The 24289-nt window shown below is 46.7% G+C and carries 22 protein-coding genes, 1 tRNA gene and 1 pseudogene; all 24 read left to right on the top strand.

Annotated features, from left to right (window positions below):
* Nucleotide 1 precedes the first annotated feature (1 nt).
* Nucleotides 2-1558, top strand: a complete 1557-nt coding sequence (locus FO441_RS01235; RefSeq protein ID WP_145284636.1) for a hydantoinase/oxoprolinase N-terminal domain-containing protein — start codon at nt 2-4, stop codon at nt 1556-1558.
* A gap of 397 nt (nt 1559-1955) precedes the next feature.
* The gene (locus FO441_RS01240) at nt 1956-2927 is read left to right on the top strand and encodes a polysaccharide deacetylase family protein (protein ID WP_145284639.1); all 972 of its coding nucleotides are present in this window, start codon (nt 1956-1958) and stop codon (nt 2925-2927) included.
* Entirely contained in the window at nt 2927-3694 is a 768-nt protein-coding gene (locus tag FO441_RS01245) for a formyl transferase (protein WP_145284642.1), read from the top strand. The genes FO441_RS01240 and FO441_RS01245 overlap by 1 nt, the downstream gene beginning before the upstream one ends.
* A 45-nt stretch (nt 3695-3739) precedes the next feature.
* Nucleotides 3740-4333 (top strand): sugar transferase, encoded by a 594-nt coding sequence (locus FO441_RS01250; RefSeq protein WP_246094971.1) that lies wholly within the window; start codon nt 3740-3742, stop codon nt 4331-4333.
* 4 nt (nt 4334-4337) lie between these two features.
* Complete coding sequence (locus FO441_RS01255; protein ID WP_246094973.1) at nt 4338-5243, top strand: methionyl-tRNA formyltransferase; 906 nt, start codon at nt 4338-4340, stop codon at nt 5241-5243.
* Nucleotides 5244-5256: 13 nt separating this feature from the next.
* Entirely contained in the window at nt 5257-5910 is a 654-nt protein-coding gene (locus tag FO441_RS01260; RefSeq protein WP_145284645.1) for a PIG-L deacetylase family protein, read from the top strand.
* Between the two features lie 249 nt (nt 5911-6159).
* Nucleotides 6160-6834: a YveK family protein gene (locus tag FO441_RS01265; protein WP_145284648.1), complete on the top strand. Its 675-nt coding sequence runs from the start codon at nt 6160-6162 to the stop codon at nt 6832-6834.
* 12 nt (nt 6835-6846) lie between these two features.
* A complete protein-coding gene (locus tag FO441_RS01270) occupies nt 6847-7563 on the top strand; it encodes a CpsD/CapB family tyrosine-protein kinase (RefSeq protein ID WP_145284651.1) in 717 nt (238 codons plus the stop codon).
* Between the two features lie 558 nt (nt 7564-8121).
* Nucleotides 8122-9969, top strand: a complete 1848-nt coding sequence (locus FO441_RS01275) for a polysaccharide biosynthesis protein (RefSeq protein ID WP_145284654.1) — start codon at nt 8122-8124, stop codon at nt 9967-9969.
* Complete coding sequence (locus FO441_RS01280) at nt 9959-11167, top strand: lipopolysaccharide biosynthesis protein (RefSeq protein ID WP_145284657.1); 1209 nt, start codon at nt 9959-9961, stop codon at nt 11165-11167. Before FO441_RS01275 ends, FO441_RS01280 begins: the two co-directional genes overlap by 11 nt.
* A 12-nt stretch (nt 11168-11179) precedes the next feature.
* Nucleotides 11180-12481, top strand: coding sequence for a hypothetical protein (locus FO441_RS01285; RefSeq protein WP_145284660.1), 1302 nt, complete (start codon nt 11180-11182; stop codon nt 12479-12481).
* Between the two features lie 78 nt (nt 12482-12559).
* On the top strand, nt 12560-13729 hold the full coding sequence (locus FO441_RS01290) for a glycosyltransferase family 4 protein (protein WP_145284663.1): 1170 nt from the start codon (nt 12560-12562) through the stop codon (nt 13727-13729).
* A gap of 169 nt (nt 13730-13898) precedes the next feature.
* Nucleotides 13899-15053 carry an aminotransferase class I/II-fold pyridoxal phosphate-dependent enzyme gene (locus FO441_RS01295; protein ID WP_145284666.1) on the top strand — a complete coding sequence of 385 codons (1155 nt, stop codon included), beginning with the start codon at nt 13899-13901 and terminating at the stop codon, nt 15051-15053.
* A gap of 55 nt (nt 15054-15108) precedes the next feature.
* Nucleotides 15109-16113 carry a GNAT family N-acetyltransferase gene (locus FO441_RS01300; RefSeq protein ID WP_145284669.1) on the top strand — a complete coding sequence of 335 codons (1005 nt, stop codon included), beginning with the start codon at nt 15109-15111 and terminating at the stop codon, nt 16111-16113.
* Between the two features lie 118 nt (nt 16114-16231).
* Nucleotides 16232-16801, top strand: coding sequence for a YdcF family protein (locus FO441_RS01305; RefSeq protein ID WP_145284672.1), 570 nt, complete (start codon nt 16232-16234; stop codon nt 16799-16801).
* A 223-nt stretch (nt 16802-17024) separates the two neighbouring features.
* Nucleotides 17025-18440, top strand: coding sequence for a sodium:solute symporter family protein (locus FO441_RS01310; RefSeq protein WP_145284675.1), 1416 nt, complete (start codon nt 17025-17027; stop codon nt 18438-18440).
* Entirely contained in the window at nt 18433-19572 is a 1140-nt protein-coding gene (locus FO441_RS01315) for a M24 family metallopeptidase (RefSeq protein WP_145284679.1), read from the top strand. Before FO441_RS01310 ends, FO441_RS01315 begins: the two co-directional genes overlap by 8 nt.
* A 197-nt stretch (nt 19573-19769) precedes the next feature.
* Nucleotides 19770-20114 (top strand): type II toxin-antitoxin system MqsR family toxin, encoded by a 345-nt coding sequence (locus tag FO441_RS01320; protein ID WP_186365437.1) that lies wholly within the window; start codon nt 19770-19772, stop codon nt 20112-20114.
* A 91-nt stretch (nt 20115-20205) separates the two neighbouring features.
* Nucleotides 20206-21255, top strand: coding sequence for a type II TA system antitoxin MqsA family protein (locus FO441_RS01325; RefSeq protein ID WP_145284685.1), 1050 nt, complete (start codon nt 20206-20208; stop codon nt 21253-21255).
* Nucleotides 21256-21410: 155 nt separating this feature from the next.
* Nucleotides 21411-21602 (top strand): annotated as a pseudogene (locus FO441_RS12740) (type II toxin-antitoxin system RelE/ParE family toxin); the annotation flags it as partial.
* A 90-nt stretch (nt 21603-21692) separates the two neighbouring features.
* A complete protein-coding gene (locus tag FO441_RS01335) occupies nt 21693-21941 on the top strand; it encodes a helix-turn-helix domain-containing protein (protein WP_145284688.1) in 249 nt (82 codons plus the stop codon).
* A gap of 292 nt (nt 21942-22233) precedes the next feature.
* On the top strand, nt 22234-23262 hold the full coding sequence (locus tag FO441_RS01340) for a M42 family metallopeptidase (protein WP_145284691.1): 1029 nt from the start codon (nt 22234-22236) through the stop codon (nt 23260-23262).
* A 220-nt stretch (nt 23263-23482) separates the two neighbouring features.
* Nucleotides 23483-23553: transfer RNA gene (locus FO441_RS01345), tRNA-Thr, on the top strand.
* 142 nt (nt 23554-23695) lie between these two features.
* Nucleotides 23696-24118, top strand: a complete 423-nt coding sequence (locus tag FO441_RS01350; RefSeq protein WP_145284694.1) for an RDD family protein — start codon at nt 23696-23698, stop codon at nt 24116-24118.
* Nucleotides 24119-24289 lie beyond the last annotated feature (171 nt).

Genomic DNA, 24289 nt, shown 5'->3' on the forward strand with positions numbered 1-24289 from the left:
AATGAGATATAAACTGGGCATCGATGTGGGCGGTACAAATACGGATGGTGTGATTCTTGATTCCGATATGAACGTGCTGACTGCATTCAAGCATCCAACAACAGATGATATTGAAACAGGTATTGCCGGCGCAGTGGAAGCACTGCTCAAAAAATCGGGGCTCGACAAATCACTGATCGACCATGGCATGCTCGGTACAACGCAGTGTACCAATGCGATTGTCACACGCAAGAGTCTGAACGACGTCGGGGTCATACGCATCGGGGCACCTGCCGGTACAGCTATCGAACCGATCTACAGCATGCCGGATGACTTGAAGGCCATCATCGGACAGCATATATATCAGGTCAGGGGCGGACATGAATTCAATGGTGAACTGATTGCCGAGCTCGATGAGGCACACCTTGAAGACATCGCCAGGGAACTGAAAGGGAAAGTCAACTCCATTGCCATCTCCTCCATTTTCTCCCCGGTCAACAAGGCGCATGAAACACGTGCCAAGGAAATCATTGAAGCAGTTGTTGGGGAAGATGTCGCTTTCTCACTCTCTTCCGAGATCGGCAGCATCAGCCTGCTCGAACGTGAAAATGCAACTGTCCTGAATGCAGCCATCATCGACGTAGCCAAACGGACGACGGAAGGCTTTGAAAAGGCGCTCAAACAGCATGGCGTCGACTGTGAAGTATATTTCTGCCAGAACGATGGCACACTGATGTCGAAGGAGTATACGCTGAAGTATCCGATTCTTACTGTGGCATGTGGTCCGACCAACAGCCTGAGGGGCGCAAGCTTCCTTTCCAGTCACGACAATGCCATCATTGCAGATATCGGCGGTACTACAACGGATATCGGTGTACTGAACAACGGTTTCCCGAGGGAGTCCTCGCTGTCAGTGGAACTTGGAGGTGTCCAGACCAACTTCAGAATGCCGGACATCTACTCACTGGCACTCGGAGGCGGTACAATCATTACACTGGAAGGTGAAAACTTCAAGATTGGGCCGGACAGTGTCGGCTACAGACTGCCGGAGAAGGCAAAAGTTTTCGGTGGAGATACATTGACTGTAACGGATATTGCAGTCGCCAAAGGTGTACTTTCACTTGGAGATGCAGAAAAAGTCAATGACTTGGATACAGAACTTGTCGACCGTATATATGATGAAATCATCAATATGATCGAAGTGGCGATAGAGCGCATGAAGACCAGTGACAAGGAAGTCCCGGTCGTGCTGGTTGGCGGTGGCAGTACCTTGATAGAAGGAGACATCGAGGGTGCAAGCGAAGTCATCAATCCAGAAAACAGCGGCGTCGCCAATGCCATCGGATCTGCCATTTCCGATATCAGTGGTGAAGTGGAGAAAATCTACAACATCGATCCGGCAAGAAGAAGTGAGATTCTGGATGAAATCAAGCAGTTCGCCATTGACGAAGCAGTCAATGCAGGCGCTGACAAGGACAGGACAGAAATCATCAGCTTCGAGGATATTCCGCTTGCATACCTGCCTGGTAATGCCACAAGGATCAAGGTGAAGGCAGCAGGGCCACTGAAGGAAGACTAATGGAATTAGACGTATCAAAAATAGCATTGAATCCCTTAAACCGTACCAACTCAAACGAGTCTGGTACGGTTTTTATTTTGTCATGGCTGGGCTTCTCCCTAGTGAAAAATTATATTATTTTTGTAATAATTTATTTTTGAATATTCCAAAAAAATAGAGTGCATGATATATTTGTAAAAAGATTTACTGTATCTGTTACAAGTAGCATCACTAAAGGGGGTGGTGGAATAGGGAGATACTGTTTAAGTATTAATGCTTTACAAGGGTGCATTACAGAAAGCGGTCGGGTAGGAAAGCATGAATTTATTAGAACGGAACATGGTTTCACTCCGAGGGGTCAGAGTGGAATCACACTGGAAGTTGAGTACAATTCAATACGACACAATAGGGGTGTTCAATGAAGAATGGTACGTTTATTATCTCAGTGGATTTTGAACTGTATTGGGGCTATTTGGGTTTCACGGACTATGACAAATGTGTCGATCGGTTCCATCTGACGCGGGATGTTGCTTCAAGGATGATAGAAACGTTTGAAGAAAATGAAATGAAGGTGACATGGGCGACAGTGGGTTTCCTGATGCTTGAAGGCAATGATGAACTGAACCGTATGATGCCGCGCATCCTTAAGCCGAGCTACACGCGGCGGGTGATAGACAACTACCATAACTACGAAAACCTTCTTGAAAAAGAGAACTTCTGTGAAGGTGTCTTTTTTGCGAGCGATATTGTCGAGGCGTTGAAAAACAGCAGCTACCAGACGATAGGCACGCATACTTTCTCCCACTACCTTTGTCTGGAGTCGGGACAGAGTGAAGCGGAGTTCTATAATGATATGAAAATGGCCAAAGCGGTTGCGGATGATCGGAATATAGCGTTCAGGAGTATCGTATTCCCAAGAAACCAGTTCGAACAGAAGCATCTTGAGATTATCAGCAAGTTTGGTATCGATATTTTCAGGGGGACGCCTGAGCATTTTATCTACAAGCCCCGGGGCAAGCATAATTATTTCATCAGGGGACTGCGGCTGGTGGATCTGTATTTCAATATTACCGGCAACCATACGCATCCGCATGCTGTGCCTTCCGAGGCACTGTACGATATCAAGGCGAGCCGCTTCCTCAGACCGTTGAACCGGACGAACAGAATTTCTAGAAGTCTGCAGCTGAGAAGGATCAGGCAGGAGATGACTGCAGCTGCGAAGAACAACCACTACTATCACTTGTGGTGGCATCCGCATAATTTTACGGTTTCACCGGAGGAGAACTTCAAGTTCCTCGAGGAAATCATCGCCCATTACAAAGTACTGGAGGAGAAGTACGGGTTCTGCTCTGAAAGTATGGAGTCCTATGTAGAGAAGGTGAATGCGTAATGGAGAAGATAATGATGATCTGCACTTTAGGACCAAGCACCAGCTATGTCTATAATCATGTCAGCAGGGACTTTGATGTGAATGACGTCATCGTCGTCAATAAGGAGGACAGGTTGGTATTCCTGAAGAAGCGGATAAAGCGGCTCGGTCTTTGGAAGGTGATCGGGCAGGTCATATTTGTGCTCTATTCGAAAGTCTTCCTGGCGAAGCGGGTGGCTTCAAGAATACGCGCGATACAGCGGCAGTTCAATCTGGATCCTGACGATGTTCCGAAAGAGAAGATCACACATATTTCTTCGGTGAATTCTAAAGAGATGAAACAGAAAATCAGAGAAGTGGATCCTGACCTGATCATCATCAATGGAACGCCGATCATCAAAGCGGATATTCTTGATGCGACTGATGCGAAGTTCATCAATATCCATGTCGGTATTACGCCGAAATACAGAGGGGTGCACGGAGCATACTGGGCGCTCTACAACAAAGATGAGGATCTGGTCGGTGTGACGACACACTTCGTGGACAAGGGTATCGATTCCGGTGCGGTACTGGATCAGAAAGTTGTCAGAGTGACGGAGGATGATAACTTTCTGACATACTCGCACCTTCAGCTCGGGCATGCACTGAAGGACTACAACAAGACCATCCAGTCCGTACTGAACAACCGGTTTACGGTCAAGCAGCCGCTGACAGCAGAAAGTGCGCTCTGGTCACATCCGACCATACTGAGCTATTTTTATGGAAGGGTTGTCCGGAAAGTCAAGTAGTATGTCGCACACGCCGAAAAATAACGATGAAAGAAGGGGGTAGTCTTGCCAAGTATCAAAAGATCCATGGATATTATCGTCAGTTCATTTTGCCTGTTCATACTCTCGCCACTCCTGCTGATCACAGGACTGATCATCAAAGTGACCATGCCAGGGCCGCTTTTCTTCAGACAGCGCCGGGTCGGCATGCATGAGCGGCTGTTTGACATTTTGAAGTTCAGAAGCATGAAGGTGGACCGCTCGGCAGAGGAGCGTTTCGATTTCGACAAGGACGAAGAGCGGATTACGGCTTTCGGCAGACTCATCAGACGTCTTAAAATTGACGAGCTGCCGCAGCTGTTGAATGTGCTGAAGGGGGATATGAGTCTGGTCGGGCCGCGTCCAACCATCGAGCAGCAGGTGGCTGAATATGATGCGCATCAGCGGAGGCGACTCGATGTAAAGCCCGGCATGACCGGTCTTGCCCAAGTGAACGGAAATACGTATCTGAGTTGGGAAGAACGTATCGAATATGATATCCAGTATGTGGACACGCATTCTGCGAAGCTCGATCTGATGATCATTTTGAAGACGGTTCTGATCGTCCTGTTTGGAGAGGGCAATTTTAAGAAAACAGCGGGAAAGGTCTCGAAGGGGTGAAGGCATGAATAAAATAAAGACAGTGCTGATCGGCTCTGTGGAATCAAGCAGAGTGGTACTCGATGCGATGATCAGCAACGACTATCTGCCGGAGATGGTATTTGGTCTCGATCGACAGTATTCAACCAATGTTTCAGGCTACGTGGACCTGTCCATCATAGCCCGAAAAAATGATATGCCGTATATGACTTTCAAGAACATCAATGATGCGGAGTGTGTGGAAAAGATCCAGGCGATTGCGCCCGATTATATATTTGTCGTGGGTATCTCCCAGCTGATCAAAGCCGATATTATCGATTCAGCCAAGCGGGGAGTGATCGGCTATCATCCGACAGCATTGCCGAAGTACCGGGGCAGGGCGGCACTGCCGTGGCTTGTGCTTCTCGGTGAACAGGAGTCGAAGTCGTCCCTCTTTTTCATCGATGAAGGCATGGATTCCGGTGATATCATCGATCAGGAGACGTATCTGATCGGTGAAAAGGATTACGCACATGATGTCTATCATGCATCCAACGAAGCACTCGAACGGATGCTCGGGCGGGTGCTTGAGAAAATGAAGCATGACGCGGTCACAGCGACCCAGCAGAACGCGGATGAAGCCACCTATCTGCTGAAGCGGACGCCGGAAGATGGCAGAATCGACTGGAATGCATCGGCTCACGATATATATCGGCTGGTGCGTGCTACTTCAAGGCCGTACCCGGGTGCGTTCTCATTCTACAAGGATCATAAGATCATCATCTGGGAAGCAAGTGTGCATGAAAATACGCAGTATATCGGCATGCCCGGGCAGATCATCCAGTCGGATGCCAGTGTGATCGATGTCCTGTGCACCGATGGCATACTGCGTATTGAGGACTATGAGACGGTCGCGGACTTCAAATTCGTCGATGGAAACAAATTCAAATAGGGGAGATGGGGAAATGAACATTCTTGTTTTTGCACCACATGATGATGATGAAGTGCTGGGGGCAGGCGGTGTCATCGCCAAGTATGCAGACGAAGGGCATGATGTGTACTTATGCGGCGTCACCAGCGGACCGGATCCCGAGGAGATTGAGACGATCCGGAGCGAGGCGAAGACAGCCCATGAAGTGCTCGGTGTGAAGGAAGCGTTCTTTCTTCACCTGCCCATGATCGGACTGCGCCATATGGAGACAAGCGAGATCAATGCCAGAATCCATGACGTTGTCACGCGGATCAATCCCGAAGTCGTCTTCCTGCCGCATAAAGGGGACATGAACTTTGACCACGCGGAGACGACCTATGCAGCCATGGTAGCACTGCGTCCATTCAATGTGCCGGCTCTGCGTGAAATTCTGGTGTATGAAACGCTGTCCGAAACGGAGTGGAATACGCCGACAGTGGACAACCTTTTCATTCCGAACGTCTATATCGACATTTCAAGCACAATCGACAGGAAACTCGAAGCAATGGAATGCTACCAGTCCCAGCTCAGAATCTATCCACATCCAAGATCACTTGAAGCCATCCGGGCTCTGTCCATGGTCCGGGGGTCGACCATCTGCACTGAGCATGCCGAAAGCTTCATGATGATCCGTTCGATCAGAAGATAATATTCAAAATTCATATAATCTTTACAAACGCCTTATGCCCGGTTTTTATTCCGAAAGCGAGGCGTTTTGTCTTATTTATCAAGGGTTTGACGACATTCATCGTTATTTGAAAGGTGTCTATTCAAGTGAAAAAATACATAAAATTTGTAAAAACTTCAATTTGAATATTCCAAAAATTATAGAAGCGTGGTATATTTGGTGAAACTTATAGAGATAGATAAAGTTGATTTTATTTTTGGGAGGGAAAATATGGAAGAGTCTGTAAATGTTGAAAAAGTTTTGGACATTATGAAGCGGAATGTGCTATCGATCATTTCTTCGATGCTGCTGGTCGGTGTACTCGCTACGCTCATCACCTACTTTGTAATGACGCCAAAATATGAAGCAGAGACGCAGATGCTTGTCAGTTCGCCGGGAGACAGTGTAATCGTGGACTTCGAGAACATCGAAACCAATCTGCAGCTGATCCACACCTACAGGGACATCATGCTCAGCAAGACGATACTTGAAGATGTGATCACCAATCTTGAACTCAGCCAGACTGTGGAGGAACTATCAAAGCAGATTAACGTCACCAACCAGGACCAGTCGCAAGTGCTTTCGATTGTCGTCACTGATGAATCTCCCGAGGAAGCAGAACGGATATCGAATGAAGTTGCGGTCGTCTTCAAGGAGCGCATTGTAGAAATCATGTACGTTGACAACCTTTCCATCTACGCACCAGCGGATGTGCCAGCAAATGCTGAACCAGTGTCTCCTCAGCCTCTGATCAACATCGCAATCGGTCTTGTGGCCGGATTGATACTCGGCTTGATATGGGCATTCTCAAAAGCCTACTTCGACAAGTCGGTCAAGAATGAAATCGATGTATATAACGTTCTCGGTTTACCAGTGGTCGGGTCAATCGCGAAATTCGAGGATTAAGGGGGAAACACCATGTTCAAGAGGAAAAAGAAGAAAAGCGAAGTTGTCGAACCAAGGAATGTCATCGTTGCCAACAAGCCGCACGCCACTGCAAGCGAACAGTTCCGGACCATACGGACAAATATCATGTACGCGGGTGTCGATGATCCCATCCGGTCGGTACTATTCACTTCCGCAATATCAGGAGCAGGCAAGTCGACCATTGCAGCGAACATGGCCATTGCCTATGCACAGGCCGGCATCAAGACGCTGCTGCTCGATGGAGATCTCAGACGGCCGACGAGCCATTACACGTTCGAAGTATCAAACAGAGTCGGGCTCTCCTCAGCGATGGTGAATGACATACCACTTGAAAATCTGATCAGAAAGACGGAATTCGATACACTCGATCTGATCACTTCAGGACCGATTCCACCGAATCCATCGGAACTCCTGTCCTCGAAGAAGATGGCACAGTTCATGAATTCACTGAACGAAAGCTACGAAATGGTCATCATGGACTCGCCACCGATACTGTCCGTAACGGATCCTCAGCTTCTATGCAAGCAGGCGGACGGTGTAGTGCTTGTGACGGATGTCGAGAACAACAACCGTGATCAGCTGGTGGAAGCGAAGGATCTGCTGGATAAGGCGGGGGCCAACATCATCGGGGTCGTGCTGAACCATCGTGAACTGAAGCACGGCGCAGAGGAGCAGTACTACTATACGGAAGCAGTTGCTGAAAGCTGATTCATACAAAAGATGCCGGAATCATCCTTACCAGATGAGACGGGTACAGACAAGAATGCACGACCTTTACAACAATACTTTCGATTGGCAACAGGGGTGCTGCCAGCGGAATATTAAAGGGGGTGGTCGAAAACGTGGAAGCACTGTTTTAGACATGACCATCGTTAAATTAAGGCGTAATTGGGTAGGAAAGCATGAATTTATTAGGTTGAGGGAACGCATCTCCCTAATAAGCACTACTGGACAGTGGTTCAGACAGTCGATACCGGATCATCCTTACCAGGTGATACGGGATATCGGCAGCAGACGATCATGCCATTGCGATACATCCGGTTGGCAACAGGGGTGCTGCCGACGGGATGGCAGATGGATGATCGGAAGCAGATCAGTATTAAAGCATATTGAAAATGAACCGGAGTGGGAAAATTTTCAGATGGACTGATGATTTCACCTTGGGAGGTCATGGTGGAGTCGGAGTTTGAAGTCCAGACAGTACAAAAGGTGCAGTACAAGGACAATTTAATATAGGGTAATCCAAAAAGGAAAGAAGAGGATACTATGGATGCTAGAAGGCGTTACTTTCTCTTTCTACTTATCGACTCGCTGATCGTCACTTTCTCAGTGTTCATCGGCTACTATATTCTCATACCATTTTTCCCGGACAATTCACTGACAATGCTCGGCATCACATCCGTCATACTGCTCGTGAACCATCACCTGTTTGCCTACATTTTCAACCTTTACCATAGGGCATGGGTATACGCGAGTGTCAGGGAACTGATTTCGGTCACGCAGGCCGTCAGCGGATCTCTTATGGCGACAATCATTCTGACGTACCTGCTGTTCGATACAGTATTCATGCGACTGATGCTTGTCACATGGATGATGCACCTGATATTCATCGGTGGATCCAGGTTGTTCTGGAAGATCATTACTTACGAGATGAATGGCCGCAGATCACATGGGATCAAGATGACACGGACACTTGTGTTCGGCAGTGGCAAAGGGGGATCCATCCTGATCAAGCAGATGCTGGATAATCCGGAGATGGGAATGAACCCGGTCGTTGTTGCAGATGACGATCCTGCCAAAAGGAACATGGAACTTGCCGGCGGTGTCAAAGTGGAGGGCGATCGCCATGATATTGGACGGCTGATCAAGACATACGATATCAAGAAAGTGGTCATTGCCATTCCTTCCCTCAGCAAGGCTGAGCTGAAAGAGATTCATGAACTCGCCAAAACGGAAGATGTCGATGTGCTGACAATGCCGAATATTGAAGACGTGCTTTCAGGAAAACTCGAAGTCAATGCGCTGAGGCAAGTCCAGGTCGAGGACCTGCTCGGACGTGAACCGGTGGAACTCGACATCAAAGGCATTGAGGACCAGGTGACGGACAAGACGATTCTTGTGACAGGGGCCGGCGGCAGTATCGGTTCCGAGATCGTCAGGCAGATCGGCAAGTTCAAACCCAAGCAGATACTGCTGCTCGGTCACGGCGAAAACAGTATCTATACGATACTCGAAGAAGTGCTGCAGAATAAGAACGATGACATCAGCTACGTGCCGATCATTGCAGATGTCCAGAACCGTCAGCGGATGTTCGAATTGTTCGAGAAATATAAGCCGGACATCGTCTATCATGCAGCCGCGCACAAGCACGTACCGATGATGGAGTACAACTCGCGCGAAGCGGTGAAGAATAACGTCATCGGGACGAAGAACACAGCGGAAGCGGCCTGCCATTTCAAGGCGAAGAAGTTCGTCATGATTTCGACTGATAAGGCGGTCAACCCACCGAACGTCATGGGAGCGACGAAGCGGATGGCTGAAATGATTGTTCAGGCGCTGGACCGCGGATGCAAGGATACGACACTTGTTGCGGTACGATTCGGCAATGTGCTCGGCAGCCGTGGATCGGTAGTTCCGAAGTTCAGGAAGCAGATCCAGGCGGGTGGTCCGGTTACAGTGACGGATCCGAGAATGACACGATACTTCATGACCATCCCGGAAGCGTCGAGGCTCGTCATCCAGGCGGGAACCATCGCAGAAGGCGGCGAAGTATTCGTACTCGATATGGGAGAGCCGGTCAAGATTGTCGACCTGGCCAAAAATATGATTCGACTGTGCGGGTTTGCAGAAGATGACATCGGTGTTGAATTCGTCGGTATTCGTCCAGGAGAGAAGTTGTATGAAGAGCTGCTGAAGGAAGAGGAGATCCATCCGGAGCAGGTCTATGAAAAGATCTACCGTGGCAGGGTTTCCGAATCATCGCTCAGTCTGATTGAAACACAGATCAAAGCATTCCTCTCCATCGACGAGCAGGAAATGAAGGAGCGTATCATCCAGTTCGTCAAACAGGAGAATATGAATCCGGAAGAAATCGGTCAGGAACATGCAAGCTAAAATCATGAACATCGTAGGGACCTTGCTGTTTGCCATCAACCAGTGGGTACAGGTCATTTTGATTACGCGTCTGCTCGGTCTCTACGAAGTGGGCCTGTTCTCATATTTTCTGGCTCTGACAGGCCCGCTTGTATTGTTCAGCCGCTTCATGCTGTCGGTACTGGTACCGACGCAGAGGAAGCTGTCCTATGACTACGTGATATTTCACGAGTTCAGGAAAATCACCAACTATGCTTTTATTCTAGGTTCAGTCGTCGTCATGCTGTTTGTCGACCTGAACGTATATGAAAGTCTATGTCTCATGATCTTTGTGCTCTTCAAGTTTTATGAGAACAAGGAAGAGTTCATCTATACGGAGAATATTGCAGAGGCAAGAATCGGCTTCATGGCAAAATCAAAGATCTATAAAAGCATCGTCACCATCGTTCTGTTTACAGCAGCCTCATTCATGTTCAGATCGCTTCTGCTGACGGTATTGAGCCTGCTTGTGTCGCAGATGCTCATCTACTACTTCTATGATCGCAGATTTTCATTTTCGGCGACTCGGGTGAAAATCGGCATCAGATGGATGGAGTTCAGAAACATTTTCATACTTGGTATCGGCCTATCCACGGTCGAACTGCTCAACTCGCTTGTTTCCAACATACCAAGGTATATTCTTGAACACTACCACGCTGTTGAAACACTCGGTATTTTCGCGACAATCATGTACTTCGTGATCATCACGAACAATGTCGTCGTCGCCATCAACCAGAGTGTGGTGGCAGGACTTGCGAAGGAAGCACAGAATAGTGCTGGAAAGTTCTACTGTTCATTCTTCAGGCTATGCGGCATGTTTCTCCTCATCATCATCGCAGGGGAAGTGATACTTCTCCTTTTCGGCAACGATATACTCGTGCTCGTCTATGGGGAACAGTTCATGGGATTCGAGAAGGAGATGCTGCTCCTTGGCATCCTGCTGATCTTCACCGTCTATACGAAACTGTTCGAGATGGCCTTGAGCATATTCAATATTTATAATCTTCAGCTGCTGCTGCAAGGGACCACCTTCATCGCAGCAATCATATTTTCATTCATCATCATTATTCCATACGGCTTATCCGGCGCATTTATCGTGGTGATCATCAACTATTTGATTCTGGCTTTAGGCCAGATCGGCGTGCTGGTCTACCATTGGAAATACAAAGTAAGTTCCTAGGAGGCGGAGCATATGCTGATCATCTGGTTGATCGCACTGGTATACGTGGTAATGGGCTATCTGTTCAGATTCTATATCGCAGATACAAATCTACTGACTGTTTCATTCATCGTCATCACAGCACTGATGCTGTTCTTCATACTGTATCTGAAATATACGAAGTTTCTCATGATCATTTATGCGGGATTCCTTGTAAGGCTCGGGACGGTACTCTACGACCTGCAGCCGAAGGTGCCGAAACTGCCGCATAGTGGCATCGATTCTGAAAACTACTATAAGACAGCGCAGTATATCAGCGAGAAGATGGACCTGATGAATGCGGAAATGTATGGCGGCATATATACGAAATTTCTGGCAGTCATCTTCAATATGTATGGCGACGACCGGCTGTTCGCACAGTTTCTGAATGTACTGATGACACTGTCCGCCATACTGCTCGTCATACACATATTCAGAATGCTGGATGTTCCGCCAAAAGTGCAGATCATACTGGTCGGGGTCATGTCATTCTTCCCGCATTCGATACTATTCTCGAGCATACTGGTCAGGGAAGCTGTCATTACGCTGATGATGGCCCTGTCACTCTACTTTTTTGTCAGATGGTATAAGAAACGGGAGTGGAGCAGTGCGATTTTCAGTGTAATCATCGTTCTGATCGGCGCATCATTCCATACGGCAGTCATCGGCGTCATCGTCGGGTATATGTTCGGTTTCATATTCTACCAGCATAAGCAGAATGCGTTCAGGTTTACACTGAAATCGACGATTCCTTTCAGCCTTTTTGCACTGGCCACGACATATGTTCTGGTCTTTCCGGAAAGTATAGAAGCACTGCCGATCTATGACAAGATCGACCAGGTCCAAAGGGGCAATGACAGCCTTTTCGATGCATTTACGGATGATATCGGCGGCAGTGCCTACCTGAGCAGTCTTGTGGTCAGCAACATCTACCAGGCGATTGCATTTTCACCGATCAAGATGCTCTATTTCATCGGTTCACCGATGCCGTGGACGATCAGGAATATGAATGATGTGATCGCTTTCCTGCTCGATGGTACTTTTTATCTTTTGGCACTTGCTGTATTCATCAAAAATTTCGGGCTCATCAAAAGACGTCCGATACTTGGTGTTATCCTGCTGAGTATTGTTGTGACCTGGATCATTTTTGGCATCGGTATTTCAAACGCCGGGACGGCACTCAGACACCGCTTCAAAATATTCTATATCATCATCGTAGCACTCGGTGTCATATGGTCGAAAAAAGAAAAAGAGAAGAAAAGTCCGGGGTTGCCGATAAAGGGGAAGCAAGTATAAGCATCAGCATTAATTGACGTCTTGCCAGTAGCCACAGGGGTGCGGCTGCAAAAAACAAGGGTTTGGGAGATGTAGCTTATGCAGAAAAAAATTATTCATGGGGTGACCTCTTCCATGAGTGCACTGTTCATCCATGAGCAGATACACTTCATTGAGAAGAATGGCTACCAGGTGGAAGTGGTATGCAACAATATACCAAAAAGACATTATGAAGGTCTAAAGCTCGCGCATATTCCTTTCGAGCGCGAAATCAGCATCCATAAGGATGTGACCACACTTTATGCGCTGTATCGATATCTGAAACGAAAAAAACCGGATATCATTGTTTTCAGCACACCGAAAGCAGGACTGCTCGGCATGATCGCCGGCTACCTGAATGGTACTGAAACACGGATCTTCGCCCAGTGGGGGCTGCGTCTGGAGACAGTGACAGGGGTAAAAAAACTGATCCTGCAGACGACAGAGAAGCTGACGTGTCTGCTGAGTACGCATGTCATCATACTGTCCGACAGTCTGGAAGCGGAGATGGTCGGCAGAAAGCTCGTAGACCCGAAAAAAGTGGTCCGAATCGGCAAGGGGAGTGTCAATGGTCTGGATATGGAGCGGTTCAGCCCGCATGTGATAGACCAGGAACGGCTGACACGGATGAAGGAAGATCTGAATATCAAGCCGACGGACTTCGTCATCGGTTATATGGGAAGAATCACAAGAGACAAGGGGACCAATGAACTTGTGGAAGCTTTCATGAGACTCAGCACGAGACATGACAATGTCAAACTGCTCCTCGTGGGAGATATCGAATCGGGTGATCCGATCAGACCGGAAAACAAGAAGATCATAGAGACACATGAGCGGATTCTTCTTTGTGCATATACAAAAGAACCGGAATACTACTACAGCATGATGGACGTATTTGCATTTCCTACGTATCGCGAGGGGTTCGGTACTGTAAGTATCGAGGCGCAGGCGATGCATGTACCGGTCATCGGCTTTGATTCCACAGGTGTCAAAGACACGATTGTAGATAACGAAACAGGCCTGATCGTAAGAACAAACGATGCCAAAGGCCTGGAAGAAGCCATCGAAGACATGGTCATCCACCCTGAAAAAAGAGAGCAGATGGGACGGAATGCCCGCATATTCGTCAAAGAGAACTTTGACAGGGAACTCATCCAGCAGAAGGTACTCGACTTCTATAATACACTGGGTAGAGCAGACGACAAAGAAGTGGCGTATCTCAAAGCATAGGGCATGGGGCTCTGATCGGTGGAAGGCGTGCTTGAATAGAGAGATGAAACCAGGTCACGCGGACGCCCCATATATTTATAAGGTGCGTATCATCGGCTTTGTCGGGAAGCTGATGGCATGCGGAATTGAACGGGTAAGACAATTCAATTAAGGGAGAGGTGACCAGATTATGTCGAAGCGCAGAATCCTCTTGTCATCACCTCATATGGGTGGCACTGAAACGAAATATGTCCAGGAAGCGTTCAGTACAAACTGGATTGCACCATTGGGAGAAAATGTTGATATATTCGAGGAACAGATCAAGGAATATACAGGAGCAAATGCAGCATGTGCGCTGAGCAGTGGGACGGGGGGCATCCACATCGCCCTTGATCTGCTGAAGGTTGAACAGGATGATATCGTACTCTGTTCATCCCTGACGTTTGTCGCCAGCGCGAATCCGATTCTCTATCATGGCGGGAAGCCGGTGTTCATCGATTCGGAGCTGGACAGCTGGAACATGTGTCCGAAGTCTCTGGAGAAGGCTCTCAAGTACTATAAGATGCTCGGCAAAAAGCCTAAAGCGGTCATTGTCGTCAATCTATACGGCCAGTCGGCCCGCATGGATGAAATCGATGAAATATGCAGCAGGTATGGCGTCCCCATCATCGAGGACGCAGCGGAATCACTGGGTGCAGTATACAAGGGAAGGATGAGCGGGACCTTCGGAAGGTTCGGCATCTTCTCTTTCAACGGCAACAAGATCATCACGACATCAGGGGGCGGGATGATCATCTCGAATGATGAGATGCTCGTAGAAAGAGCGTTGAAAAAGGCGACCCAGTGCAAGGAGAATGCGACCTACTACCAGCATGAATCGGTAGGATACAACTATCGCCTGAGCAACGTCTGTGCAGGTATCGGACGCGGTCAGATGGAAGTATTGGAGGAGCGCATCCAGCAGAAACGTAATATTTTTGATAAGTATGTGGAAGGGCTCGGGGACGTCGATGGCATCGAATTCATGCCGGAGATTGAAGGGTCATACCATACAAGATGGCTGTCCACAATGCTCATCGACCCGAAGAAATTGGGCGTCCGCGCAAGCGAACTGATCGAACATCTTGGAGAGAGCAACATCGAAGCAAGGCGCGTCTGGAAGCCGCTTCATATGCAGCCGCTGTTTGATGGCTCCGAGTATTTCCATGGTGAAGCGGACAATGCGAAATATTTGTTCGATCATGGCGTGTGCCTGCCATCGGATACGAAGATGACCGAGGCGGAGATCAATGAAGTCATCAGCCTATGCAGGGAACGCATCCTTGCCCAGGAACTTTTCGCCTGAGGACGGAACTTATGGAAATGATAAACGGTAAATCTACTTATTTGGAGGGCGGACAGTGAATAGAGATATCTATTTTACAAAAGAATATGCACAGGTCAATGAACTGATAGAGCATGGAGAAGCAATTTCCATTGACATCGAGTGCCAGTATGGACATATCACCCATACGGCCATCAAAAGAGAAATCGATACTGAAATAGATGGGGAAAAGTACTATGATCTGGTCACTCCATATGGGTATGGAGGACCAGTCGTGCATGAATATGTGAATCTGGAAAAACTGATTGAAGTTTTCGAAGAAACACTTATGGACTACTGCAGCACACACAATATCGTATCCGAGTTTGTGAGGTTCCATCCTGTATTCAAGAACCAGGAGCCATTCAGAAGTGTCTATGATGTGAAGTATATGAGAAAGACGGTCGGTACAGACCTGCTCAGCTCGGAGGACATATTCCAGACGGAGTTCTGTGCAACGGCACGCAGACGTGTAAGGAAACTGGTTAAAGATGAGAAATTCTCCTGCATAGTCGCCCGGGGCTTCAATGATATCGAAGATTTCATCGCAATCTATAACGATACGATGAATCGCCTTGATGCGACCGATTTCTACTATTTCGACCGTGCCTATTTCGAAGGTCTGAAAAGGAAATTCGGAAACAAGCTGGTGACAACGAGCGTCTATTATGAAGGCCAGATCATTGCGATGGGACTGTACTTTATTTCAGAAGATATCATCCACGATCATCTGAATGGTACGCTGGCCACGCATCTGCATCATTCTCCCGCCTACCTTCTGAAATACACAATGATGAACTGGGCGAAAGTGAATGGTTATTCCCTCATCCACTATGGTGGGGGTGTCACGAATGCGGAAGACGATTCCGTACTGAAATTCAAAAAGCGCTTCTCGAACCATACCGCTTTCGATTTCCATATCGGCAGGAAAATATGGAATCCGGCAGTATACGAGGCATTGTGCCGGAAGAAGGGGATTGATAGTGAGATAGACTACTTCCCTGCCTATCGTGCACCGCGAATCGCCGTAAAAAAGAATTGATATTAAAGACTGCATTCCAGAACGTTTTTTAGAATGCAGTTCTGATTGTCATTAAAGTGATTGGGCTGATAGTGGCACAGGATGCATCTGCACCATTCTGCTCGACCTGGGAGGACTTATGAAAATAAGAATCATCATTATTGTGGTCTGCATTGTACTGATGCTGTTTGTCATATCATTGATTGAAAGTTTCAATCACAACTATTCAGATGATCCTGTAGAGAGTGATCTGATTGTCATGCTGGGCGGGGGCGATGAAGCACGGATGCAGAAAGCTGCCGAACTGTATCAGGAAGGCTATGCAGACCATGTCCTGATCACTCCGGTCGTCGAGTCCGATCTGCTCTCTCAGAGTTCCGAACTCGCCATGGAATATGGTATCCCGGAAGAAGCACTGATACTGGAGGATGAGGCCGTGAGCACGTACACCAACGCTACCATTACGATCGATATCATGGAAGACCGGGATATGACATCTGCACTCATCGTCACAAGTGACTACCATGTGAAACGGTCGAAATACATCTATGATAGGCTGAATGACGGCAGCTTCGACTTCCGGTATATCTCTTCACTATCGGAGCAGGATACGAGATGGCATGAAGACGACAGTGCATTCTATGTCTGGGCCAATGAATATACCAAGCTATGGGTCTACCGGATGGGCATATACTGGTTCAGTGAGTAGTACATTTGAATACGGGACATCCTGAAGTTGGCATACAATTTCAGGATGTTTTTTATTGTGCATGTAAATATTTTACTGTAATCATGTTTTCCAAAATATTTTTCTGAGCGTATCCGTTGACATTGCTGGGTTTATGAATTTTATGACTAGATCACAGGGTGAAATAAAAATGCCGATGTGTTAGGTTGTTATAGGGAGCATCAAAACAAAGGGGGAACTATAAATGGAATTTACGAATCAACCTGTACTCATCTGGTTTGTCGTTGGTTACGGTGTGTTCATGCTGCTGCTCGGCATGTACTACTCGAAGAAGATCAGTTCAAGCGAGGACTTCATACTCGCCGGAAAGTCGCTCGGCCCTGTCGTTCTGATGGGAACGCTGCTTGCCACATGGGTGGGAAGCGGATCTGTCACGGGTGGACAGAACTCACTGGCTTATTCATACGGCATATGGCCGGCGCTCATGTCGACGCTGCCATCACTCATCGGTATCGGGACCATTTTCCTGATTTCATCAAAGATCAAAAACTACGGTAAATACACTGTCGCAGAAATACTCGAAGTCAAATACGGCAAGGCGGCAAGCCTGCTCGCTGCCTTCATCATCATCCTGGCCTTTGTCGGCATCGTTTCATACCAGTACCAGGGGCTGGCATACATCCTGAATATATCAATCGGCATCCCTGTCGGCACAGCAACAATCATTGCTGCAGTCATCATCATATTTCTGGCCGGCATCGGCGGTCTGATGTCGGTTGCGCCGACGGATGCATTCAGTGCATTCCTCGTCATATTCGGGCTCATCATTGCACTGCCGATCGCACTGTCTGTCGGCGGCGGTTGGGGAGAGATTACATCCAATGTACCGGAAAGCCATCTGAGCGCAACGGGATCATTGAGCTTCATCCAGCTGCTCGGCTACTATATCCCGACGCTCTTCCTGCTGCTCGGTGACCAGAACATCTATCAGCGGATGTCCTCTTCAATGAATGACAAATCGACCAAGCTCGGTACGGCCGGCTGGATCATCGGTCTGATCATCGTGACACCGCTGATCTCCATTCTGGCATTCATTTCACGCTCCATGTTTCCCGAAATTGAACCGGGCATGGCACTGATCGCCATCACGAGCGTCCTGCCGGTCGTCATCGGCGGCATACTGATTGCGGCACTGACTGCATTCATCGTCACAACAGGAAACTCCTATCTATTGTCCGCCGCAACAAGTGTCGTCTATGACCTTGTCGGAAAGTACATGAAGAAGGACATCGATGATCATCAGAAGCTCATCTATACGAGAATTCTGATTCCGGTTCTCGGCATCATCTCATTCCTGCTGACGATGTATTTCCCGACGGTACTGTCCGTGCAGATGTATGCGTACACTGTATACGGAGCCGGCATTACGCCAGCACTGCTCGCAGTCTTCCTGTTCCCGAAAGTCACCAAGGCTGCAGGACTTGCATCCATGGCATCGGGTCTCGTCTCCACACTGTTCTGGGAATTTTTCTACGTCCAGTCGACAGGCATCAACTCCGCAATCATTTCCGTACCGGTTGCCTTCATTGTACTGTTCGTCGTCGCAATGTTTACGAAAGGCCAGCATAACGAAATGAAGGAGATGCCTGAAAATGGATAGAGCGAAGAGAATTGAGCACTTGAGAGCCATCATGCAAGAGAAGCAGCTCGATGCAGCAATCATTTTCAACTTCGAGAACCAGTTCTATTTCAGTGGCCTCCGGGCGATCACCTATTCGAGGCCCATCATCATGGTCGTCGAGACGGACCAGCACAGCCTGATCATTCCGAAGCTCGAAGAAAAGCATGCCAGAGAGAAGACGGATGCAGATCATATCCATGTCTATCATGAAGTCGCAGGTAATGACGGTGGCAGTACGGATTACCACGAACTGTTCGACGAAGTGCTTTCAGGGTTTGAGACTGGCAGCAGGGTCGGTGTCGAATCCGGCTCACTGCCACTCGACTTCGGACGCAGTATGGAGAAACGGGGTCTTGAATGTGTTGATATCCAGAAGGATGTCGCCCGGATGCGCGCCATCAAAAGTGACGCGGAGATTGAACTGATCAGGAAATCCGGAGAACTGGTAAGTGGCGCACTCAAGCATACGATTGAAAACTCCAGCGCCGGCAAGTCGGAACTTGAAATCGACTATCACGGCAACCAGTACCTTTTCGATATGGTGTCGGAACGCTATTCAGATTCCACACTGGACTTTTTCGTCATGTCCCCTTCAGGGGTGGAGCGGACCAACATGCCGCATATCTTCTCCAACACACGGAAGCTGGAAAAGGGGGATGTCATCATTCACAGCCGGCAGGTCGGTCTGAATGGCTACAGGGCAGAATGCGAACGGACATACTTCGTCGGCCAGCCGACAGAAGCGCAGGAGAAGGCGTTCAAGGTCATGCTGGAAGCCCATCTTGCCGCACTCGATTTCATCAAACCCGGCGTGACAGCACAAGAAGTGAATGAAGCGGCCCTCGCCGTCATCCGGTCAGAGGGGTATGAGTCATCCGTCTCACACAGGACCGGTCACGGCATCGGCATCGGACAGCACGAAGAACCATCACTCCGATTCGATAATGATCTTGTGCTCGAACCGGGCATGGTATTTTGTGTCGAACCCGGCATCTATATCCCGGACATCGGCGGATTCAGACACTCCGATACCGTCGTACTGACAGAAGACGGCGCAGATATCATTACGGACTATCCGAGAGATCTGGAGAGTTTGATTGTTGGAGAGTAAAACCATAGTACCAGTCGGATTAAAATATTCGGCTGGTTTTATTATGTTTTAAAGTACATAATCTTATAAATCACTTTATTTTTGATATCAATTGATTGCAAAAATGTAGAATAGCTCTTATAATGAATTTACATCAAAACAAGGATGTGGTTTTATGGAAGATAATTTTAAGCGTAATATTACAAGGTCGTGATCAAGTGCGGAATGCATCAAAAGATGAAATCAACCATTTTCTGAAACGTTTTAGAAAGTACATGCACAAGCCGCACAACTTCAGGTTCGTGCGGAGAGAATTCGATTTTACAATGCTGGGTCTGACACTGGTGCAGGCAAAAAGTATTGTAAGTACTTTGAAGTACACGGATTACTATAAAGGACCATCTCCCGACCATAATGGTGATGGTACCGATATCTGGGTATTCGGCAAATTGATCGATGGTGAAATGGCATATATAAAATTGAAGATTTCAAATGATGGTCTTTGTAAATGTTTGTCGTTTAAACCAGCTGAGAAACCGATGCTCCTACCTTACAAGAAGTAGTAGATAAAAAGAAGATAAGCTAAGAAAGATTAAAATAAGTTAAGAGAAGATAATCTAAGATTTTATATAGCTAGAAAAGAGGGGAGCAGCAATGACTGTTACCAAAAAACAAAGTAAAGGACATGACAGAGAAGCGAAGAGAAGTGTTTATTGTGATAACTGTAATGAGGTGAGACAGACACATACGGAAATCAGAAGTGAAGTTTATAATATAAGAGGCAAAAACATTGAGATTGAAAGCGAAGTAAGAGTGTGTGGTGTCTGCAATGAAGCAATCTATGATGAACAACTTGATTCACTTAATATCAATAATGCTTTTCAAGTTTACCGGGAACAGAACAATATCATGTCTTCTGAAGAAATTGTAGAACTCAGAAGAAGGTATGGTCTTTCTCAACGGGGCTTGGCTACCATACTGGGATGGGGCATGGCTACAGTAGGCCGATATGAGTCTGGAGCAATCCCTTCAAATTCCCACCATACAATGCTGCTTAATTTAAGAAATGATATTGATTTTGCACATAAATTATATAATGAGAACAAGGATAAGCTTAAGAAGCTGGATCTTCAAAGAATGCATGATAGATTGGAAGACGAGCAAAAGAAATCTGAAGAGCGTGATACAATCGCTTTATTGTCGAAGAAGATAAAATCCGATGATGACCCGGTACTTCATGGTTACGCTGAATTTGATTTTAATAAACTGGTTGGAATGGTCGTTTATCTGACCGACAAACTGGATAAGGTATCAAAGACTAAATTGATGAAACTTCTGTTCTACTCTGACTTCAGGAACTTCAGAGAGACAGGGCTCTCCATAAGTGGTTTGACCTACCGTCATCTTCCTTATGGACCAGTACCTGATCACCATTACCTTATTCTCGATGCCTTGTCAGAAATGGAACATGTAAAATTGGAGCCATTTGCTGATTATGAAGGTGAATACCTTATTCCGGTAGGCCAACCTGACCTTTCTTCATTTGATGAAGATGAATTGGAAATACTGGATGGCGTAATCAATGATTTCAAAAATATGAATGCTACTGATATATCAGAGTATTCCCATACCGAAAAGGCATATACTGAAACAGAAGATAAAGACTATATATCCTATGAGTTTGCAGACTCACTTAGAGATTGAATAATTTAAGACAAGTATAAAACTAAATTGACTAAAACTCTGGAGAATATGAGTTCTCCAGAGCTTTCTTTATATTCACTTGTTGCGATATAGATCCGGAAGTAGCCAAAGTGATCATTAACTATCTGGTTTATTTGAGGTAGCAAGGTCATGATGTATCAAGACCGAAAGCCGACCAGGTAGAAAAGGGTATATATGAATTAAGGCCTTTGTATTATAGGGTGCTATACACATATGTAGAGGACATGGCGGTTGTGCTTGTACTATGTGAAAAGAAGCAATCCGAAATCCCACGCAGATGCATAGACTTGGCAATTAAGCGTTCGAAAAAGATTTCAAACAAATAAGCTTTAACTATACAGGGGAGATTGAAACTCCACAATATATTTCCCCCTGTAGGGTTATACAAATAAAATAACTTAAAGAGGAGGATCAACATGGAGGTAGGAAAAGTATTCAATCCTGAAGAATGGGGTGTAAGCGATGAAGATCAGAAAATCATCGAACTCATTACTCAGCTTGAAAGTGAACGCAAACGTTTGAAAATGACTCAAAAAGAAGTCGCGGATCTCTCGGGTATTACTCAAGGTCAATTATCAAGAATTGAAAACCTGGAAAGCCTCCCTTCATTTGGAACGATAAATAAAATAGCTAGAGCATTAAATAAAGAACTTATACTTTCATAAACGAATTTAAAACGAAAGCTAGACGAAAAATAGTATGTATAAATTAAAACAACTGATATCTATACACCATCTGGACAAGAAAGCACAGTATCTGCTGAATCACGCGGATACTGTGCTATTTTTTAAGAGTAGATATCCTGCTGATACATGGTATCTCTCGAGTAAATAAATTCGTAATTGGATTCTTCAAGGTTCTCTTCAGTGCGAGTATGGTAATATTCTAGTTGTCGAAGTTTTACATAATAAAGAGGGGAGGGTATGAACAAATTGTGTTTTGTTCATACATACTAATATGTTTAAAAAAGAAGAGACGATTTCATTTCTGACAGAACTGCTGTCGATCAACAGCCCGTCAGGGTATACGAAAAACGCGGTGGACTTCGTGTGTGAGACGCTTGAAGCGGTGGGCTATGAGACCGAAACAACGCCGAAGGGCAACCTGGTTGTCAGTGTTGAAGGGCAGGATACGACACGTACCCGCGGGCTCAGTGGTCATATCGATACACTCGGTCTGATGGTGCGTTCCATCAATGACGACGGCACACTATCACTGACCAAGCTCGGTGGACCACTTACACCGACACTTGATGGTGAGTACTGCGATATTATTACACGTGATGATAAAGTATTCACTGGAACGATCCTGTCAAAGTCACCATCCATCCACGTCTATAAGGATGCATCGACGAAGGAGCGGGACATCGATAATCTGGTTGTCAGGCTGGATGAGCGTGTCACAAGCAAAGAGGATGTGAAAGAGCTGGGCATCCAGAACGGCGATATCATTGCCTATGATCCGAAAGTTGTCGTTACGGAATCAGGATTTGTGAAATCCAGGTTCCTGGATGATAAAGCATCCGTCGCCATCCTGGTCAGTGTGCTGAAGACACTGATGACGGAGAACATTGTGCCTGCGACCAACCTGAAGTTCATTTTCTCCACTTATGAGGAAGTCGGCCACGGGGCAGCCTGGATTCCGGAAGCCATTACGGAACTGCTCGCTGTCGATATGGGATGCATCGGGCTCGATTTGGAATGTACGGAGTACGACGTCTCCATCTGTGCCAAAGATTCGTCCGGACCTTATGATTATGGTATGACGACAGAGCTGATCAATCATGCGAAAGATAAGAAGCTCAACTATGCCGTCGATATATATCCGATGTACGGCAGTGACGCTTCCGCAGCACTCGGTGCCGGCGCCAACATCAAAGCCGCACTGATCGGCCCGGGTGTCGCAAGCAGCCATGGCATGGAACGGACACATACGGATGCGATAAGAAATACGTTTGAACTGATCATGGCGTATATAGAAGATTAGGCAGCAAATATTAAGACCTCCAGAAATCCGAAGGTGAATCCGGGTTGCTGGAGGTTTTGTTTCATGGTGAAATATTATACAAGAAAACGGTGGAAATCTGATTGCAGTGTAGTATTATAGAAGAAGAGAATTTCGACATAGATTTGCATCGTGATTTTCTCATCTTCTATACATAAGTGATCGAAGTATGATATTATGAAATTCGATTCTTTTCCAATACGCCGACATAGTTTAATGGTAGAACACAGCCATGGTAAGGCTGCAATACGAGTTCGATTCTCGTTGTCGGCTTAGATAGCTACACGATGGTCATCGTTTCAATCATTGCACCAGCAGTGGTTGAAGCGGTGACTTTTTTTGTTGTAGTAATGTATATATTTACAGTGTGTCAATGCTACAATGGAAGAAAGAGAAATAGTGTGGAGGTTCAGAAATGTCAAACGTAGCAGGATTTTGGGTCAGACTTGGGGCGAGAGTGCTTGATGCGCTCTTGATCGGCATGGTCATCGGAACGCTTGTTTTCGTGTTTCGGATGGATACAGAGAGTCGGTTGACACAGGCAATCGAGAGTGTGGCCAGCATACTTTATTTCGTACTGTTTCCAACATTTGTGTATGGCTATACAGTTGCCAAGCGTCTGCTCAATATCAGAATCGTAAAAAAGGACGGAACGGATGTAAATCTTAGTACGATGGTTTTGCGTGAAGTTCTCGGCGGTATCATATACGCGGTAACTTTCGGTCTTGCGCTGATCGTCTCAGCATTCATGGTGGGATTGAGAAAAGACAAGCGCGCCATTCATGATCTCATTGCCGGCACATATGTCACGCATGACAGGGCGGAACATTGGGAGTAGAATAGCAAGATGGAAATCTTTATGAACACTATATGATTTATTAATTTAGAGAAAGATGCGGCAAAGGTCTATGACAGGACCTTCGCCGCATTTTTATATTTCTGAAGCTATTTTATCCACTCTTCGAAAGCCGCAAGTGCCTGCCCATTTTAATCGCCGTCTTTTATTACA

Source organism: Salinicoccus cyprini, assembly GCF_007713705.1.
Lineage (GTDB): Bacteria > Bacillota > Bacilli > Staphylococcales > Salinicoccaceae > Salinicoccus > Salinicoccus cyprini.